General features: G+C 71.8%; 15 protein-coding genes. 7 read left to right on the plus strand and 8 right to left on the minus strand.

The window, feature by feature from the left end; genetic code table 11:
- Nucleotides 1-35 precede the first annotated feature (35 nt).
- From ACOQPQ_RS05890 to ACOQPQ_RS05900, 3 genes are all read left to right on the plus strand, one after another.
- Nucleotides 36-1076 carry a D-2-hydroxyacid dehydrogenase gene (locus ACOQPQ_RS05890; protein WP_420638513.1) on the plus strand — a complete coding sequence of 347 codons (1041 nt, stop codon included), beginning with the start codon at nt 36-38 and terminating at the stop codon, nt 1074-1076.
- Complete coding sequence (locus ACOQPQ_RS05895; RefSeq protein WP_420638514.1) at nt 1073-2278, plus strand: CaiB/BaiF CoA transferase family protein; 1206 nt, start codon at nt 1073-1075, stop codon at nt 2276-2278. The genes ACOQPQ_RS05890 and ACOQPQ_RS05895 overlap by 4 nt, the downstream gene beginning before the upstream one ends.
- 92 nt (nt 2279-2370) lie before the next feature.
- Entirely contained in the window at nt 2371-3102 is a 732-nt protein-coding gene (locus tag ACOQPQ_RS05900; RefSeq protein ID WP_420638515.1) for a helix-turn-helix domain-containing protein, read from the plus strand.
- A gap of 35 nt (nt 3103-3137) precedes the next feature.
- On the opposite strand, the gene ACOQPQ_RS05905 is transcribed toward ACOQPQ_RS05900, so the two are convergent.
- From ACOQPQ_RS05905 to ACOQPQ_RS05920, 4 genes are read right to left on the minus strand one after another with little or no spacing between them, the layout of a single operon-like run.
- Nucleotides 3138-4799 carry an AMP-binding protein gene (locus tag ACOQPQ_RS05905; RefSeq protein WP_420638516.1) on the minus strand — a complete coding sequence of 554 codons (1662 nt, stop codon included), beginning with the start codon at nt 4797-4799 and terminating at the stop codon, nt 3138-3140.
- A gap of 33 nt (nt 4800-4832) precedes the next feature.
- Nucleotides 4833-6371: a DUF5719 family protein gene (locus ACOQPQ_RS05910; RefSeq protein ID WP_420638517.1), complete on the minus strand. Its 1539-nt coding sequence runs from the start codon at nt 6369-6371 to the stop codon at nt 4833-4835.
- Nucleotides 6368-9241 carry a glycosyltransferase gene (locus tag ACOQPQ_RS05915; RefSeq protein WP_420638518.1) on the minus strand — a complete coding sequence of 958 codons (2874 nt, stop codon included), beginning with the start codon at nt 9239-9241 and terminating at the stop codon, nt 6368-6370. Before ACOQPQ_RS05915 ends, ACOQPQ_RS05910 begins: the two co-directional genes overlap by 4 nt.
- A 56-nt stretch (nt 9242-9297) precedes the next feature.
- Nucleotides 9298-9624 carry a hypothetical protein gene (locus tag ACOQPQ_RS05920; RefSeq protein ID WP_420638519.1) on the minus strand — a complete coding sequence of 109 codons (327 nt, stop codon included), beginning with the start codon at nt 9622-9624 and terminating at the stop codon, nt 9298-9300.
- 121 nt (nt 9625-9745) lie between these two features.
- On the opposite strand from ACOQPQ_RS05920, the gene ACOQPQ_RS05925 reads away from it, so the two are divergent.
- Genes ACOQPQ_RS05925 through cofE form a run of 4 tightly spaced genes read left to right on the plus strand, consistent with a single transcriptional unit; the run spans nt 9746 to nt 13329 of the window.
- Nucleotides 9746-10669, plus strand: a complete 924-nt coding sequence (locus tag ACOQPQ_RS05925) for a GDP-mannose 4,6-dehydratase (protein WP_420638520.1) — start codon at nt 9746-9748, stop codon at nt 10667-10669.
- Complete coding sequence (gene gmd / locus ACOQPQ_RS05930) at nt 10662-11654, plus strand: GDP-mannose 4,6-dehydratase (protein WP_420638521.1); 993 nt, start codon at nt 10662-10664, stop codon at nt 11652-11654. Before ACOQPQ_RS05925 ends, gmd begins: the two co-directional genes overlap by 8 nt.
- Entirely contained in the window at nt 11651-12637 is a 987-nt protein-coding gene (gene cofD / locus ACOQPQ_RS05935) for a 2-phospho-L-lactate transferase (RefSeq protein WP_420638522.1), read from the plus strand. The genes gmd and cofD overlap by 4 nt, the downstream gene beginning before the upstream one ends.
- Nucleotides 12634-13329, plus strand: a complete 696-nt coding sequence (gene cofE, locus ACOQPQ_RS05940; protein ID WP_420638523.1) for a coenzyme F420-0:L-glutamate ligase — start codon at nt 12634-12636, stop codon at nt 13327-13329. Before cofD ends, cofE begins: the two co-directional genes overlap by 4 nt.
- 81 nt (nt 13330-13410) lie before the next feature.
- Here the strand turns inward: cofE and ACOQPQ_RS05945 are convergent, their stop codons facing one another.
- The 4 genes from ACOQPQ_RS05945 to ACOQPQ_RS05960 all read right to left on the minus strand — a co-directional run bounded on the left by ACOQPQ_RS05945 (nt 13411) and on the right by ACOQPQ_RS05960 (nt 17778).
- Nucleotides 13411-14145: a hypothetical protein gene (locus ACOQPQ_RS05945; RefSeq protein WP_420638524.1), complete on the minus strand. Its 735-nt coding sequence runs from the start codon at nt 14143-14145 to the stop codon at nt 13411-13413.
- 81 nt (nt 14146-14226) lie between these two features.
- Nucleotides 14227-15507, minus strand: a complete 1281-nt coding sequence (locus ACOQPQ_RS05950; protein WP_420638525.1) for a glycosyltransferase family 4 protein — start codon at nt 15505-15507, stop codon at nt 14227-14229.
- On the minus strand, nt 15491-16681 hold the full coding sequence (locus ACOQPQ_RS05955) for a glycosyltransferase family 4 protein (RefSeq protein WP_420638526.1): 1191 nt from the start codon (nt 16679-16681) through the stop codon (nt 15491-15493). The genes ACOQPQ_RS05950 and ACOQPQ_RS05955 overlap by 17 nt, the downstream gene beginning before the upstream one ends.
- Nucleotides 16681-17778 carry a glycosyltransferase family 4 protein gene (locus ACOQPQ_RS05960; RefSeq protein ID WP_420638527.1) on the minus strand — a complete coding sequence of 366 codons (1098 nt, stop codon included), beginning with the start codon at nt 17776-17778 and terminating at the stop codon, nt 16681-16683. The genes ACOQPQ_RS05955 and ACOQPQ_RS05960 overlap by 1 nt, the downstream gene beginning before the upstream one ends.
- Nucleotides 17779-17784 lie beyond the last annotated feature (6 nt).

Genomic DNA, 17784 nt, shown 5'->3' on the forward strand with positions numbered 1-17784 from the left:
GTGCCTGGTCGCCGGCCGCCCGGAGGGAGTCACGTATGATCGGCGGGGTGTTCGCGCTGGTCACCGAGAAGGCCCATCGCTCTCACCGTCCCCACTTCGACGCCCTGGAACTCGAGGGGCACGGCCTGCAGTGGCTGCTCCTGGACGAGGGTGGTCGCCTCCATGGCCCTCCGGGAGCCCGGCCCGACATTGCCTGGCTGTCCAGCGACGTGTTCTTCACCGGTCTCCTCGACCGATTCGCCCAGATTGTGCAGGAGGCCCCCGATTTCCGCTGGCTCCAGTCGGCCGCCGCCGGGGTGGATTTGGCGCTGTACCGGCGCCTTCTGGATCGAGGGGTGCGGATTTGCAACGCCCACCTGACGGCCATCCCCGTGGCCGAGTTCGTGCTCCGGGCGGTGCTCGACGTCTTCCAGGAGGCCGACCGCTGGCGGACCGCCCGGGCCGCCCGTCGCTGGGAGCACCATGACTTTCGCGAGGTGTGGCAGTCCCGCTGGCTCGTCGTCGGGCTGGGGGCCATCGGTTCCGAGACCGCTCGCCGGGCTCAGGCCTTCGGGGCCCACGTGACCGGTGTGCGCCGCCATCCCACCGGCGACGAACCGGTGGACGCCTTGATCTCCCCCGCCCAAACCCTTACCGCCCTCCCCGACTGCGATGTCGTCGTCTTGGCCGCCCCGGCCACCCCCGAAACCGAGAACCTGGTGGACGACCGCTTCCTGTCGGCCATGAAGCCCGGGTCGGTGCTGGTCAACGTGGCCCGAGGGAAGCTGGTGAACGACGACGCCCTGCTACAGGCGTTGGACGATGGGGACTTGGCCGCCGCGGTGCTGGACGTGTTCGCCACCGAGCCTCTCGAGCCCGACCACCCCTACTGGACCCATCCCAAGGTGGTGATGACCCCCCACTCCTCCGGCGGCGGCGTCGGTCGGCGGGAACGCGGCGTCCAACTCTTTTGCGACAATCTGCGCCGACTGCTGGCCGACGAGCCACTGGTGAACGAGGTGAGCGCCATGCAGCTTCCCTCCACCGATCTCCCCTTCGCCCTCGGCCCGACGCAACCCCCCGAGGCCGGCCGATGACCGGGCCCGCCGGAGCATTGGCCGGACTCCGGGTGTTGGACATCTCATCGTTTCTGGCCGCCCCCCAGGTGGCCACGTTTCTGGGCGACTTCGGCGCCGACGTGATCAAGATCGAACCGCCCTCGGGCGAGGCGCTGCGGCGGATCGGGGCCAGCCGCCACGGGGAGTCGCTGGTGTGGGCCATGGTGTCGCGCAACAAGCGGGTCATCACCTGCGACCTTCCCCGGCCCGAGGGTCGTGAGGTTCTCCGCCGGTTGGTGGCCGAGGTGGACGTGTTGGTCCACAACTACTCCCCGTCGGTGCTCCGGGATTGGGACTGCACCTGGGATCAATTGCGGTCGATCAACCCCGGCCTGGTGATGGTGTCGGTCAGCCCCTACGGGCACACCGGCCCGCTGGCCGACCGCCCCGGCGCGGGCACCATGGCCGAGGCCTTCGCCGGGTTGACCCACATGACCGGGGAGGCCGACGGCCCCCCGATGCTGACCTCCGTTCCCCTGGGCGACACCCTCACCGGGATCTTCGGCCTGGTGGGTGCGCTGGTGGCCTGCTACGGGCGCGACGTGAACGGCCGGGGGGGACAGCACGTGGACGTCTCCATGTACGAGCCCATCCTGACGCTCATGGGCAGCACCCTGGCCGCCTGGGATCCCCACGGCGACGAGCCGCCCCCGGCCCGGTTCGGGTCACGGTTGGCCACCGGCGTACCCCGCAACATCTATTCCACGTCCGACGGCCGTTTCCTGTGTCTGTCGGGCACCACCGACCGCCAAGTGGAGCGCATCCTGGCCCTGATGGGACGAGACGGACCGGAGGACCAGGCCAAGTTCGCCCGCATGACCGACCGGCTGGCCCACAACGACGAACTCGACGCCCTGGTGGCCGACTGGATCGCCACCCAGACCCTGGACGAGGCCATGGCCACCCTGGTGGAGGCCCGCATCCCGGTGGCCCCGGTCCACGACCTGGCCGGGTTGGTGGCCGATGCCCAGGTGCAGGCCCGCAACAGCATCACCCTGGTACCCCACGACGTGCTGGGGACCGTGCCCATGGTCACCCCCGCGCCGGTGCTCAGCGAGACGCCGGGCACCATCGGCCATCCGGGCCCGCCGGTCGGCGCCCACAACGCCGAGGTCTACCGGGAGTTGCTGGGCTGGGATGCCGACGCCCTGGCCGAGGCCCGAGCCGCCGGCTTCATCTGATCTGCCAGTAGTGTCTCCCGGCATGACACCGGACAAGACCCCACGGGAGCAGACCGCATGACGCCGGAACAGACCGGACGGGAGCAGACCGCATGACGCCGGAACAGACCGCCGCTCAGACCGGCATGGCCATCGCCGTGCTCGGGCGCAGCTACTTCATGGCCGAACCGGTCAGCCAGGCGCTGGAGGAGGCCGGCTTCAGCGGGATGGCCCGCTACGTGGGGGCTCGGGGTGGGGTCCTGGGCGACGTGGCCACCGACGTGGTGGTGTCGGGATTCGCCTTGTTCCACCCGGCCATGATCGAGTCGGGGTGGAACCAGACCAAAGAGCAGGGGGCGCCCGCCGATGCCGCGGCCGCCTTTGCCGCCGGCATCGGACAATGGGCCACCGACACCATCGGCCACCTCGACGGGTTGGGCGACTTCGCCGGTGCGGCCCGGGCGGTCATCGACGCCACCGAGCCCATGAGCCAGGCCCTGTACGCCGGTTGGCGGGCACTGCCGGTGCCCGACCATCCCGCGGCGGCCGCCGGGCTGGCCCTGCAGGTGTTGCGGGAACTGCGCTTCGGCTTCCACGTCCACGGGTTGAGCGCGGTGGGCCTCACCCCGGTGGAGGCCATCATCGCCCAGACCAACCCCCAACACGCCGAGTTCTTCGGCTGGTCCGGACCCTTCCCCGACCCCGAACCCCTGCAGGACCGGCACCGCCAGGCCGAGGAGATCACCTCGGCCCGCATGGCGGAGGCCTACGAGGCCATCGACGCCGACCGGCGAGCCCACCTGGCGGCCACCGTGGCCGCCATTGCCGAGATCACCGGTGGCTGAGCCCCGCTATCAGTCGCAGAGCAGAGACTAAGAGACTAGACGTCCAACGCCGCCGAGCGCCCCCGGGCCTCGAACTCGGCCCGGATGGAGGCGGCGTCGCCGGGCTGCAGCCGACGGTAGTGGTCCCCGTCGCGCACCCACGTCTCGTCGTCCGACTCCCAGCGCTCCCGCCGCAACGTGCGCTTGAGGATCTTGTTGGTCTCGGTCTGGGGCAGGGAATCGGCCCAGCGCACGTAGCGGGGCGCCCACTTGGTGCCCAGATCGGACTGGCCGGCCAGGAACCCGGCAAACCCCTCGGGGTCGAACCCCGCCCCCGGACGGCGCACCACCGCGGCCATCACCTCGTCGCCCACCGACGGGCTGGGCACCGCGTACACCGCGGCCAGGTCGATGTCGGGGTGGCGCACCAGGATCCGCTCCACCGGGGCGGCGGCGAAGTTCTCCCCGTCCACCCGCAGCCAGTCGAAGTTCCGCCCGGCGAAGTAGACGAAGCCGTCGGCGTCCCGATAGGCCAGGTCGCCCGACCAGTAGATGCCCCCGTGGGTGCGCTCCTCGTCGGCCTCGGGGTTGTTCCAGTAGCCCTCGAACGCCGGGGCCGCTTCCATCGACACCAACTCGCCGATGGCCTGGTCGGGGTTGAGCAGCTTTCCGGTGTCGTCGAACACCGCCAGGGCCGCTTCCTCGCCGGTGTCGGGGTCGAGGATCTTGACGGTGTCGTCGGCCCGACCCAGGGCGTTGGGCGGGGTGTCGGCCGTGCGGCTGACCGACACGCCCCCTTCGGTGGAACCGTAGGAGTCCTCCACCGGCACGCCGAACCGCCGGGAGAACCGCTCCAGGTCGTGGACCGCGCCCTCGTTGCCGAACACGATGCGCAGTGGGTTGTCGGCGTCGTCGGGCTGCTCGGGGGTGGCCAGGATGTAAGTGAGGGGCTTGCCCACGTAGTTGAAGTAGGTGGCCCCGAAGCGGCGCACGTCGGGCAGGAATCCCGAGGCCGAGAACCGGCGGCGGAAGGCGGCGGTGCCCCCGGAGGTGAGCCACGGCACCCAACCGGCCATCAGGGCGTTGGAGTGGAACATGGGCATGGCCTGGTAGAACACGTCGTCGGGGGTGAGCCGTCGCAATCCGGCGATGTGCTGGCCGATGCGGGCCAGCCGGGCCTGTGAGCAGATGGCCGCCTTGGGGTCGCCGGTGGTGCCCGAGGTGAACAACAAGAGGTAGGGGGCCAGCGGGTCGATGTCGTCGGGCGGGGGTTCGGCATCGGCGTAGGGGTCGAGGGCGGCGGCCCATGCCGGGGAGTCCACGTCGAACACCCGCCCGGTGGCCGCGCCCAGGTCCAGACCGTCGAGCAGTCCACGGTGGCGGCTCTCGGTCACGATGATGTCGCAATCGGCGTGGGTGATGTCCCTCGCCAGCTCGGCGCCCTGGCGGGTGGGATTGATCCCCACCACTGCGGCCCCGGCCACCGCCGCCCCGCCCAGCACCATGGAGTACTCCGGCCCGTTGTCCAGCAGGGCACCCACATGGAAGGGACCGGTTCCCCGGCGTGCCAACAGCAGATGGGCTCGGGCGATACAACCCGCGGCAAACTCCCGGAAGGTGTAGCGCTCGTCCTCGAACAGCATGGCGACGCGGTCGTTGTCGGCCTGGCGCACGATCAGGTCCCGCACGGTGGGAAGGACGTCGTTGGGGGCATCCATGACCCGTGATGGTAGACAGCCGGACGGCGATCGCTACAACGCTGCCGGGTCCAGCGGCACCGGGGCGAACGGCACCGACGCGCCCGACGCCATGCCGGTGCCATGGTGGACCAGAAGCGTGCGTGACACCACCACCGGCTGCGACGCCTCGACCAACAGTCCGTAGGCGTGGCCGCCGGTCAAGCGGTCCACCGGGACCACCAGGCGACCCCGGGGCGCCACCTCCCTTGCGTCCATCTCGGCCAGGGGTTGGGTTCGCCCGTCGGCCACCTTCGACACGGTGACCCGGGCAATGGAGTCCGGCGAGGGGTTGACCACCGCCACCGCCACCTCGGCCCCGTCGGCCCGGTTGGCGGCAATCAGGTACCGGGTGGCGCTCGCCGACATCCCCGCGGTGGTGGCCACGCCCGCCGGGGTCGAAGCCGCGGGCGAGGCCGACACCCGCTCGGCCACGACGGGGACCCCGTTGGTCGCCTGGACCGCGGCCCAGAATCCCGATTGCTCGGGCCGGGGGGTGGTCGGTCGGTAGGCCACGGACTCCGAGGGCAGCGGATAGGGTCCAGGGTCGCCCATCACCACGGCCACCCGCTGGTGGGCGGGCACCGCCACGGGGATGGGCAACGGATCGTCACCCGGTTCGGGGGCGTCCCACCAGACGGTGACGTCGACCGCCGCCTCCCGGTCGTTGGGGTTGTACACCACCAGGTGCTCCACCGCTTCCCCGGTGGCCGGTCCGGTGGGAAACACCCACAGGGTCCGGGGATCGGGAATCCCCGATCCGGCGGTCAGTCCCTCCAGACCCTCGGTGCCGTCGAACACCTGCAGTCTTCCGGCAACCACCCGTCCGGCCTGCGACGAGATGGTGGTGGCCACCGACGCGTAGCGGGGCACCAGATCGGTGGCATCCACCACCACCAGCGACCGGGCGGGCACCAGTACCCCCCGCAGCGGCTGGGGCTCACGGGCACCCTCATCGGTGGAGAAGGTGAAGCTCACCACCGCCCGACCGGGGAACGGATTGAACACCGTGAACAGCAGACGGGCATCCCTTCGCGTGGACCCGGCGGCAAAGTGCCAGTTTTCCGACGAACGACCGGCACAGGGGGTGACGTCGATCCCGGTGGGGCCCTGCACCCGTTGCTCGACCACCGCCGATCCGGAATCGATCTCCACCATCGCCGCGGTGAAACGGGACACCACCACATCGGCCAGCCGTACTTCGGCCTGCGACCGGGCAGGCACGGGCACCGCCAGGGTGTGCGGCGGAGCCTCCGGGGTGACCGACCCCATCGCCGTGGCCGGGAACACCGACACCTCGGCGGTGACCGCCTCCCCGGTGGGATTGGCCACCACGACCGAGTGGTCGGCGAAGTCTCCCGGCATCGACGTTCCCTCGGTGCAGAACCACACGCTGCCCTGGGCATCGGGATCCAGAGTCGCGCTTGCGGGCGCCGCCGGGATTGCGGCGGTTGGCTCGTCGGCCGGGCCGTGCCCCCGGTCGGCCACCGCCAAACCGATCACCACCGCCACGGCCACCACCCACACCGGCCTCCGAAAGACCCGGCCTCTCATGGAGCCGCCTCCCGGCGGCGGACGGCACCCAGCCCCACCAAGGCGGCCACCCACACCCCGATCTGGACCACCACCAGCAGCCGGATCACGCCCGAGGTGCCGTCGTCGGGCGCCAGGGCCAATGCCGCCCGGGTGGCCGCCGGGGTGGCCGCGGTGTTGTGGTACGAGGCGATGCCCGAGGTGAGCCCGCCCGCGGTCAGATCGAGTTGGCTGTCCAGCAGGTCGAACAGCCACCGGGGCGCGGGCTGGGTCAACTCGCCGTAGGGGGCAGGGGCCAGCCGCTCCGGCACCAGGATGGTGCCGATCCCCCATTGGGCCAGCACGGCCCCCAACCGGTCGGTGCCCGAGCCGGGCCCGGCCAGCACGGCGTCGCCCACCTGATCGTCGGGGAGTCCCACCCAGCGTTGGGCCACGGTGGGAAAGCGCCTGCTGTCGGACACGGCGTACGACAGTCGGTCGTCCAGCCTCCAACTGCCCAGGGGCAACACGTCGGGGTGGCCGAGCCACAGCACGCGATGGGCGTCGGCGCCTTCCCCGCCGGCCGCTCCGTCGGCCTCGTCGGCAAAGGGCGCCACGTCAGTGTAGTCGTCGCCGGTGGCGTGCCAATCGCCCCGGGACACCACCGCCACGCCGGGCAGCACGCCCGCCACCAGGGCGGCCACTGCGGTGAGGGGCACCAACTGGCGCCACCCAAAGCGATGGCGGCGCACGTCCACCCGCAGCGCCACCACCCCCATGGCCACCGCCATGGCCAGTCCCAGCGCGCCGGGCGCCAACAGGGCCTCCGGGCGGGGCAGGGGCACCGGCGACCACCCCCGCTCGGCCACCAGCGCGGTGGACGCCGCCCCCAGGTACAGGGTCCATCCCCGCACCGCCCACACCAACCGGGTGTCGTGGGCCACGGCCAGGGGCAGCACCGCGGCCAGCGGCAGGGCCCAGCCCAGTCGGCCGATGCCGAAGGGCCCGGTGTCGAATCGCAGGATCTCCGCCCAGGAGTTCTCGCCGTTGCCGCCCGATCGGTCCCCGAGGATCATCGACAGGTGATCGACCAGCCACGGCAGGTGCAGCACCCCGGCCACCACCGCTCCGGCCACCGTGATCGCCACCAGGCGCACCGTGCCGGTGGCAGTACCGGCCAGCCACGAGCCCAGCACCAGACCCACCACCAGCACGCCCACCACCAGCACCGCCGGCGACGCCAGGGCGACCATCACCGCCAACACCAGGCCAACCGCCAGGGTGGCCCGCAGCACCTGCCGGCGACGCTCACCGGAGGGGGCATCGGCGGGCCCCACCCCGAAGGGTTCCAGGCGAGCGCCGTGCAGCACCGCCCCCATCAGCCAGGGCAATCCGGCGTAGGCCAACAGTGCCCCCCACACCCCGTTGGCCAGGGCGTTGTAGGGAACGGGATTGGCGAGATACACCGCCACCGCCACCCCTTGGGTTCCCGCGGAGTCGAAGGGCCGCATGAGCCGCCACACGCCCAGCACCCCCACCGGCACCATGGCGACGATCAGCACCGTGCGCAACAACTCGGTCTGACCCACGAAGAGCCAGCTCAGCAGGGTCAACAGCCCCAGGCCGGTGGGGGCAAACCCCTCCTGGCCCAGGCCGACGGGGCGAAAGTCGCTCCACCAACCGCGCCACAGATCGGAACTGGAGCCCAGGCGGGGCAGTCCTCCCACCGCCGGGATACCCCCGCCGATCAGGTCACGGGCCCCGAGCAGCACCACCAGCACGGTGACCACGCCCACCAGCAGCGGGGCCCGTGACCGGCTCGACCGGACCACCGCCTCGGCCGTCTCGCCCGGCACCCCCCCGGCCGCCAAGGCACCCACGGTTTCCGAGCCTCCCGATGCCCCCCCGCCCAGACCGCCCAACAGCGGCTTCAGCAGGGACGGTTGCGGGGCCTGGGACAGCCGCACATGGGCGTCGCTCACCCGGCGTACCCGGCCCACCGCCTCCCGCCGTCGGCGGATCGAACCGGGACGAACCAAGTGGTACGCCCACGAGGCCCCGATCCGCCGCGCCCGGCCCAGGCGGCCCTGCACCAGGGCGACCAGCGCCTCCACCATCGACGCCGCCAGCGCCTGGGGAAGGACCCGGAGCAGGTGCCAGGGTCCGTAGGCCGACAGCAGGGTTCGTACCCGATGGCGGTGCCACAGCCGCTCCACCAGGGCTCGGGGGACCCGCTCGCCCAGCCGCTGGCGATGGCGGACGATGGCGGTGGGTACCACCACCACCCGGGCACCCACCGTCCGGGACCGCCAGCACAGATCAATGTGCTCGTAACCCAGGAACATCTCCGGGTCGAAGCCCTCCACGGCCCGAAAGAGGTCGCCCCGCACGAGCACACACCCCCCCGGCACGGCGAACACATCCCGGATCTCGTCGTGCTGTTCTTGGTCCAGTTCGCCCGCCCCCACGGCCAGCACGGGCATGCCGGTCTTGTCCACCACCAGGCCCACCTGGTGGATTCGGTCGGGTCGGTCCCATTCCACGTACTTGGGACCCACGATGCCCGCGTTGGACCGGACGGCCTCGGTGGCCAAGAGCCGTAGGGTGTCGGGGGCCAGGGCCACGTCGTCGTGGCAGAACACGTAGAAGTCGGGGACCGGCCCGGCCTCGTCCAATGCCTGGTTGGCCGCCACGCCGAAACCGGGGTTGATTCCCAAGCGGCGGACGGTGGCCTGGGGCAACCAGCGGTGTACCCGGGCGGTGGGGTCGGCCTCGCTGCCGGTGTCGAGCACGGTCACCCCCACCGGGGAGAGATCCTGGCCGGCCACCGACGCCAGCATCTCGTCGAACCACAGACCAGGGTCGTGGCTGACGATCACCACGTGAACCCGGGCGTCGGCCTTGGGCTCCATCAGGACGGGGACGAGGGGCGAGCCGGGGGAGCCGACATCACGGTGACCGGGGGCATTCAGCGGGGGCCGAGGTACTCACGGAGGGCGTCGGCCAACGCCGGGGCCTGCTCCACCGCGTCCGACAGCACGGTGCGCGCGGCCTCGGGGAGTCCGCCGAGCAGGTCGGCCACCACGTTGCGGACGTCCTCGGGTACCTGCTCGGCCACATCGGCCAGGGCCGCCCGCAGATCGTCGGGGAGTTGGCCGCCCACGTCCTGGCGGGCGGCCTGCAGGCGATTGACCACCAACAGCCCGAGCCCGACGGCGGTGTAGATGCCGTTGCGGATGCACTCGACCAGCGGGTCCTCCCCACCCGGTGCGTGATCGGGGCGCGCATCGTCCACCGCACCACCGTACCGGCCCAACCGCCGGGGCAGGAGGCACCGGGGCGGTTGGTCCCGGAGGCACAGCCCGCTTGGTCATCGGGTGGGGCAATCGAGCCGCAGAAGTGGCACACTCGGGGCGATGCGAGCCCTGGTCACCGGTTCGCGGGGTTTTGTCGGCACACACCTCGTTGCTCACCTGAACGCCTGCGCCGACGACGTGATCGAGATGGACCGCGTGATCGGCAGCCCCCCCGTGGAGGACGCGGGCGCCATGGCCCAACTCATCGCCGAGGCCCAGCCCGAGGTGGTGTATCACCTGGCCGGCCAGAGCGACGTGGCCGCCTCCTGGGGCGACCCCCTGGGCACCTTTCGGACCAACGCCGATGGCACCCTCCACGTGGTGCGGGCCTGCGTCGACGCCGGGGTGCAACGCCTGGTGTCGGTGACCAGCAGCGACATCTACGGGATGGTGGCCCCCCACGAGCTGCCCATCGGCGAGTTGGCCCCCCTGCGGCCGGTCAACCCCTACGCGGCCAGCAAGGCGGCCGCCGAAATGGTGTGCATCCAGGGCTATCTTGGCCACGGCCTCGGGGTCATCCGGGCCCGGGCCTTCAACCACCTGGGCCCGGGGCAAAGTGACCGCTTCCTGGCCTCGGCCCTGGCCGCCCGCATCGCCCGCAACGAGCGGACGGGCGCCACCGCGGTCCCGGTGGGGAACCTGGCCGCCCGGCGCGACTTCACCGATGTGCGGGACGTGGTGCGGGCCTATCGCCTGCTGGCGGTGGGGGGCGAGCCCGGTGAGGCCTACAACGTATGCTCGGGGCGAGATGTGGCCGCCTCCGACATCGCCGAGATCCTGTTGGGACTGGCGGCGGTGCCCATGACCCTCGAACGAGACGACCGCCTGTTCCGTCCGATCGACGTACCGGTGATGCGGGGCAACAACGGCAAGCTCCGGGCCGCCACCGGCTGGGCCCCCGAGATCGACCTGGCCGACACCCTGGCCGACACCCTGAACGCCGCCCGCCGGCACACCGACCATCCGGGAGACCCCAGTGACTGACCAACGCCCCCGAAGGGCCCTGATCAGCGGCATCACCGGCCAGGACGGCTCCTATCTGGCCGAGTTCCTGCTCGACAAGGGCTACGAGGTGGTGGGCCTGGTCCGGCGATCCAGCATGGTGAGCTTCGAGCGCATCGCCCACTTGCAGGACCGCCTCACCATCGTGAGCGGCGACCTGCTGGACGAGGCCTCCCTCATCGAGGCCCTGCAACAGCACCGCCCCGCCGAGGTCTACAACCTGGCCGCCCAGTCGTTCGTGCAGACCTCCTTCGGCCAGCCCGTGCTCACCGGGGAGACCACGGCGCTCGGGGTGACCCGTCTGCTCGACGCCATCCGCATCGTGGATCCCAGCATCCGCTTCTACCAGGCCTCCAGCAGCGAGATGTTCGGCAAGGTGCGGGAGGTGCCCCAAACCGAGGACACCCCGTTTCATCCCCGGAGCCCCTACGGGGTGGCCAAGGTGTACGGGCATTGGATCACCGTCAACTACCGGGAGAGTTACGACCTGCACGCCAGCTCGGGCATTTTGTTCAACCACGAGTCGCCGCGGCGGGGGCTCGAGTTCGTGACCCGCAAGATCACCCACGCGGTGGCCTCCATCTACCTGGGCCGCCAACGAGAACTGCGTCTGGGCAACCTGGAGGCCAAGCGCGACTGGGGCTACGCCGGGGACTACGTGAAGGCCATGTGGTTGATGCTCCAGCAGGACCAGCCGGACGACTACGTGGTGTGCTCCGGGGAGACCCACTCGGTGCGGGAGTTCTGCGAGCTGGCTTTCGCCCACCTGGGCATGGACTACCAGGAGTTCGTGGTGGTGGACGAGGCCTTTATGCGCCCGGCCGAGGTGGACCTGCTGGTGGGCAACGCCGACCGGGCGGAACGCACCCTCGGCTGGCGCCGGGAGGTCGGGTTCGGCGACCTGGTGGCCATGATGGTGGACGCCGACGTGGATCTGCTCCAGGGCAAGCTCAAGGGGCTCTCGTGACCGTCGGCCCGCACCGGGCCGACCCTGCCGCCCCTGCCCCCACGGTGGTCACCCTGGCCGGTGGCGTGGGGGCGGCCCGCCTCCTCACCGGGCTGATCCGGGCCCATCCGGCCACCGAACAGCTCGCGGTGGTCAACACCGCCGACGACACCGTGCTGCACGGCCTCCACATCAGCCCCGATCTGGACACCGTGGTGTACACGCTGGCCGGAGCGATCAACCCCGACACCGGCTGGGGATTGGCGGGAGAATCCTGGCAGGCCATGGACGCGCTGGACCGCTACGGCGGGATCACCTGGTTTCGACTGGGTGACCGCGACCTGGCCACCCACCTCTACCGCACCCATCGGCTGGGCGAGGGCGCCGACCTGGCCGAGGTCACCGCCGAGATCGCCGCCGCCTGGGGCCTGGAACTGACCGTGCTGCCGGTGACCAACGATCGCATCGCCACCATGGTCACCACCGCCGACGAGGGCGAGATCGGCTTTCAGGACTACTTCGTGCGCCGCCGCCACGACGTGCCCACCTCCGCCGTGCGGGTGGCCGGGATCGAGAGCGCCCGGCCCACCCCCGGCCTGCTGGAGGCGGTGGCGGGCGCCCGGATCGTCGTCATTGCCCCCTCCAACCCCATCGTGTCCATCGGGCCGGTGCTGGCCGTGCCCGGCGTCCGTGACGCCCTGGCCGCCCGCCGGGAGGCGGTGGTGGCCGTGTCGCCCATCGTGGGCGGCGCCGCTCTCAAGGGCCCGGCCGACCGGCTGCTGCGGGAACTGGGCCACGAGTGCTCGGTGGTGGGTGTGGCCCGCCTGTACCGGGAGGTGGCCGGCACCTTGGTGATCGACCGGGCCGACGCCCAGCTTTTCGACGAGGTGGAGGCGACCGGCGTGTCCTGCGTGGTGGCCGACACCATCATGACCGATGTCGACGCCGCCACCGCCCTGGCCCGGGTGGTGCTGGGCGGCTCGGCCGGGGGTGGCTCGTCGTGAGGTTGGAAGTCGTCGGGGTCACCGGCCTGCCGGAGATCGCCAGGGGCGACGACCTGGCCGGCCTCATTGCCCACGCCGCTCAGCTTGCCGACGGCGATGTGGTGGTGGTGACCCAGAAGATCGTCTCCAAGGCCGAGGGGGCCATGGTCACCGTGGATCCCGATGATCCGTTGTCGCACAAGGCGGTGGTGGAACGGGAATCGGTGCGGGTGCTGCGTCGCCGGGGCGAGCTGATCATCAGCGAGACCAAGCACGGGTTCGTGTGCGCCAACGCCGGGGTGGACCGGTCCAACGTGGCCGCCGATCAGGCGGCGCTGCTGCCCGACGACCCCGACCGCTCGGCCCGGCGCATCCGCGACGGCATCCGGGCCCAAACCGGCATAGCGGTGGGGGTGATCGTCTCCGACACCTTCGGTCGACCCTGGCGCCGAGGGGTGGCCGACGTGGCCATCGGGGTGGCCGGAGTCCGCCCCCTGCTCGACCTGCGGGGCACCCCCGACGCCGCGGGCCGGGAGCTTCAGGTGACCGAGATGGCCATCGCCGACGAGCTGGCCGCGGCCGCCGAATTGGTCATGGGCAAGGCCGAGGGCGTGCCGGTGGCGGTCATCCGGGGCGTCCCCTCGGAGTGGCTCGGCCCCGGCAGCATCCGGGCCGACATGATCCGCCCTCCCACCGAGGATCTCTTCCGCTAGGGCCCTCCGAGAATCTCTTCCGCTAGGGCCCTCCGAGGATCTCTTCCGGCAGGGAGAGGGTCCTGCGGGGAAGAGCCCCGCTCAGCCGTCGTCTTCGACCCGCACGCCGGGGATGTCCTCGTCGATGTCCTCCTCGAAGGGGACCGGTCCCTCGGGCTGCGACAGGTCGGCCACCAACGCGGGCGACACCAACACCAGGTCGTTGACGGTGAGCGGCAGGGGCACCGCCCCGTCACGGGGGGCGAGGGCGATGGTGAAGGCCTCGCCGTCGTTCTTGAACCGCATGTCGCCGAAGTCCTCGTAGACCCGCTCGTCCGGTTGGTTGGGATCGGCGGTGAGCGCGTTGGACCACCGCACGATCTGCATCACCGCAGGCTGCCCGTCACACTCGGCGCCCACCGCGCTGATCACCCCGAACTCGGCGGCGGTGATGCCGTTCTGGTCCATGGTCACGAACATGGATTCGAAGAACTTGGCCATGGTGGCGTCCTCGCCGGCGGCGTTGGCGGTGAACGGGTGAATGTGGATGATCCCGTCGGAGTGGGAGTGGATGCCCTCGGGGTCGTAGGGATAGCCCTGGCTGTTCTGACGACCCTCGAAGATGGGCTGGAAGTCGCCGCCTTCGCCGTCGGTGCAGTCCCACACCCCGTAGGCCGAGTGCCAGTGGTCGCTGAGACCGGGACGGGCCTCGGCGTCGCGCTGGGTCCGGGCCACGGCCACCACGCCGATGCCGATGAGGATGATGAGCACGACCACGGCGGGAAACCCGATCATCCGTCGCTGTCCGGCCCCGCCCATGGACGCGGCCCGTGCCACTTTTCGTGATCCTGAGGCTCTTGCCACGGCTCACCACGCTACCCGGCCCCACGCCGGAACCCACACCTGTAGGGCTCCCGGCTACTCCATCCGGCTGGTTCGCCCGGTCAGCTCGGCGAACAGCTCCAGGTAGCTCTCGGCGATCCGGTCGGGGCCGGGGGCGGTCTCGGCGTAGGACCTGGCCCGGCGCCCCATCTCGGAACGGGCGGCGGCATCGTCGGCCATCTCGGCCACCGCCGCGCCAAAGCCGTCGATGTCGTCGGGGTCAACCGTTCGGCCGGCGCCGGAGGCTGCCACCAACCGCGCCACCTCGCTGTCCCGATCCACCGCGGCCAGGACCGGGCGGCCCGCAGCCAGCACCGAGTACACCTTGGAGGGCACGCTGGTGGCCCCCAGGCCGGATCGCAACAGCACCAGGTGCACGTCGGCGGCGGCCAGCACCTCGCCGTGGCGGTCGGGCGGCTGCCATCCGGAGAGGTGCAGGTTGTCGAGACGCCGGGCCGCTTCGGCCACCGTCGAGCGGGCCACCCCGGCGCCGTTGACCACGAACTGCACGTCGGCGCGGCCCTGATCGGAGAACCGCTGGGCGGCGGCCACCACCAACTCCAGGGGCTGGGAGTGGCCCAGGTTGCCCGCGTACATCACCACGGTGTTGGCCGGGTCGCCGGCCGAGCCCAACTCGGCCCGATAGGGGTTGTCCCGATCCGACGGGGTGATGCGGGCGGCGTCGGCCGCATTGGGGATCACCACCACCTTGTCGGGGTCGGCACCGGCATCCAGCTTGGACCGCACGTTGGCGGCCATGCCCTCCGACAGCACGGTCACCGCGTCGGACCGCCGATACACCCAGCACTCCAGACGACCGGCGGCCGCCACCACCCGGGCATTGGTCAACACCCCGGTCTGCACGGCGGCGTCGGGAAACACGTCCTGCACGTTGAACACCAGGGGCACCCGCCCGCGCCGGGCGGCCGCCCACCCTGCGGCCCCCAGCGTGAGCGGGGGCGACATGGCGAACACCACGTCGCTGCGGCGGGCGGCAGCCGCCGCGTCGGCCCCGACCAGCACGGTGAAACCGGCGAAGGCCATCGCCCGGGCGGCCAGCCGCCCCTTGTCGGCGGGAAACGGGTACCAACGCCGGATGCGGCCCCCCGGTGACCGCTCGGTGCGCACCATCCGCCCCGACCACCCCTCGGCGACCGCGTGGTCCCGGTACCACGGCAGGCTGGTGATGACGTCCACCCGGTGGCCCCGGGCCACCCACCGTTCGCACAGGGCGGCCATGACCTCCCCGGTGGGGGCGGTGTCGGGCGGATAGTGCGGGCAGAGCACCAGGATGCGCATCTCAGGACCGGGCCTCACGTCGGGCCACTGGGTCCCCGTCGCCCCGGTCCCCGCCGCCCGCCACCCGCTGGTAGAGGGCCACCAACTCCTCCGCTGGATCTCCCCCGGCCAGTTCCCCCACCCGGTTCCGGCCGGCCTCGCTCCACTCCCTGCGGGCGTCGGCGTCGCCCACCAGCGCGCCGATGGCCTCGGCCCAACCGGCCTGGTCGTCGGGGTCGACCAGGCGCCCGCCCGAACCCACCACCTCCGGCAGGGCCCCGGCGTCGGCGGCCACCACCGGACATCCCCGCACCATGGCCTCCACCACCGGGAGGCCGTATCCCTCGTAGCGCGACGGGAACACCACCGCGGCGGCCTGACGGTACAGCCCGTCCAGCACCGACCGGGGAAGGCGGCCCAGTCGGTGCCACCGGGGACCCACCCCGAGTTCGGTGGCCAGGCGGTCCAGGGCGGTGTCCTGTGGGCCGGGTGCTCCGGTGGCCACCACCTCCACGTCCACCCCGTCGTGCGCCAGGCGGGCCAGCGCCCGCAGCAACACCTCGTGGTTCTTGTGGGGGTACGCCACCGCCGGGTAGAGCACGAAGGGGTGGTCCAGATCGGGCTCGACTGCCCCCAGCGGCCCCTCGGCATGACCGGAGGAGAGGTCCACCGGGGCGGACATCACCACCACCGGGGTGTCCGCCGGATCCAGCCGCTCGATCACGCGACGGCGGCAGAATTCGCTCACCGTGATCACCGCGTCGGCTTTGCCCACCGACCACGGCAGCGCCCGGCGCAAGTACCGCCGCTTGATCGGCCCGAAGTGTTCCGGGTGGTCCAACGGCTGGATGTCGTGCACGGTGACCACGACCGGTCGAGCACCCACCCAGGGCACGGTCCCCCCGAGGTGGTGGACCACCGACAGGCCTCGACGCCGACACTGGCGGGCCAGCCAGGTGTGCTCCATGACGACTCGCAGTGCCCGACCCCGGCCCTGCGGCACCACCGACAGCTCGTGGCGTTCGGCCAGCGCCGGGTGGGCCTTGGCGAAGCCGGGCAGCACGAACAGGGTCAGGCGCACCGGGGCATCGGGGGCAATGGCCGACAGAAGCCGGACGGCGTAATCCTCCGAGCCCCCCACCCGGCCGGGCCGCAGCCACAACAGGTTCACCCCCACCGAGATGACCGAACCGGCGGCGTTGGCCTCCCCCATCAGCCGGTCAGCTCCCGGTAGACGTCGAGCAGCCCGGTGGCGGTGCGCTCCCAGGTGAAGCGCTCCGCCACCCGCTCCCGACCCCTGCGGCCCAGTTCGCCCGCGGCATCGGGGTCGTCCAGCAATCCGGCCAACCCCTGGGCGATCTCCTCGGGCCGGGTGGGATCCACCAGCACGGCGGCCGACCCGGCCACCTCGGCGGTGGCCCCCACCGACGAGGTCACCACCGGGGTGCCCTGGGCCATGGACTCCAACACCGGCAGGCCGAAACCCTCGGTCAGACTGGGGTAGCACACCACCGCGGCGGCCCGCAGCAGGGCCCGCTTGTCGTCCTCGGCCACGAACCCGAGCCGACGGATGTGCCCGTTGCCCGACGTGGCCGCCTCGGAAGGGCCGGACTTCCACCCTTGGGGGCCCACCAGCACCAGTTCCTCGTCGGTGCGACCCAACAGGGCCCACCCCTCCATCAGTCGGGCCAGGTTCTTGCGGGGCTCGGCGGTACCCACCCACAGCACGAACCGCTCGGCCAGCCCGAATCGTAGGCGGACCTGCTCGGCGGCGTCGGCGGCCACCTGGGCGTCGTCCACGCCGTAGGGAACGACGCGCACCCGGTCGGCGTCCATGCCGGCCCGCACGCAGTCATCGGCGGTGTGGTGCGACGGGGTCACCACCAAGTCGGCTTCCGAGCAGGTCAGGTCCAGCGATTGCTCGAAGAACCGCAGGCCCCGACGGGTGAAGTGGTCGGGGTGCCGCCGGAAGGCCAGGTCGTTGACCGTCACCGCCAGCGGGACGGTTCGGGGAGGCACGGCCATGCCGGTGGCGTGGATGGCGTCCACCGGTCCGGCCGCCCGTTCCACCGACGGCCACCGCCGGTGATGCCACCCCCAGTAGAGGGCGGTGCGGGGCAACGGCAATGAAGCCATCTCGATGCCGGGGGCAAACGGCGGGGCAGGCGGGCGGCGGTGCCGGGCGGACACCCCCACCAACTCCGGGGGGGTCGAGAGCCGGCCCAGGGCGTTCACGCAGCCCAATGCGGCCGCGGCGGTGCCGCCGGGCACCCGGTGCCAGCACTGCTCCAGCGTGATCGCCACTCTCACCGCCCC

The organism is Candidatus Poriferisocius sp., assembly GCF_965219775.1.
Taxonomy (GTDB): Bacteria; Actinomycetota; Acidimicrobiia; order Acidimicrobiales; family Bin134; genus Poriferisocius.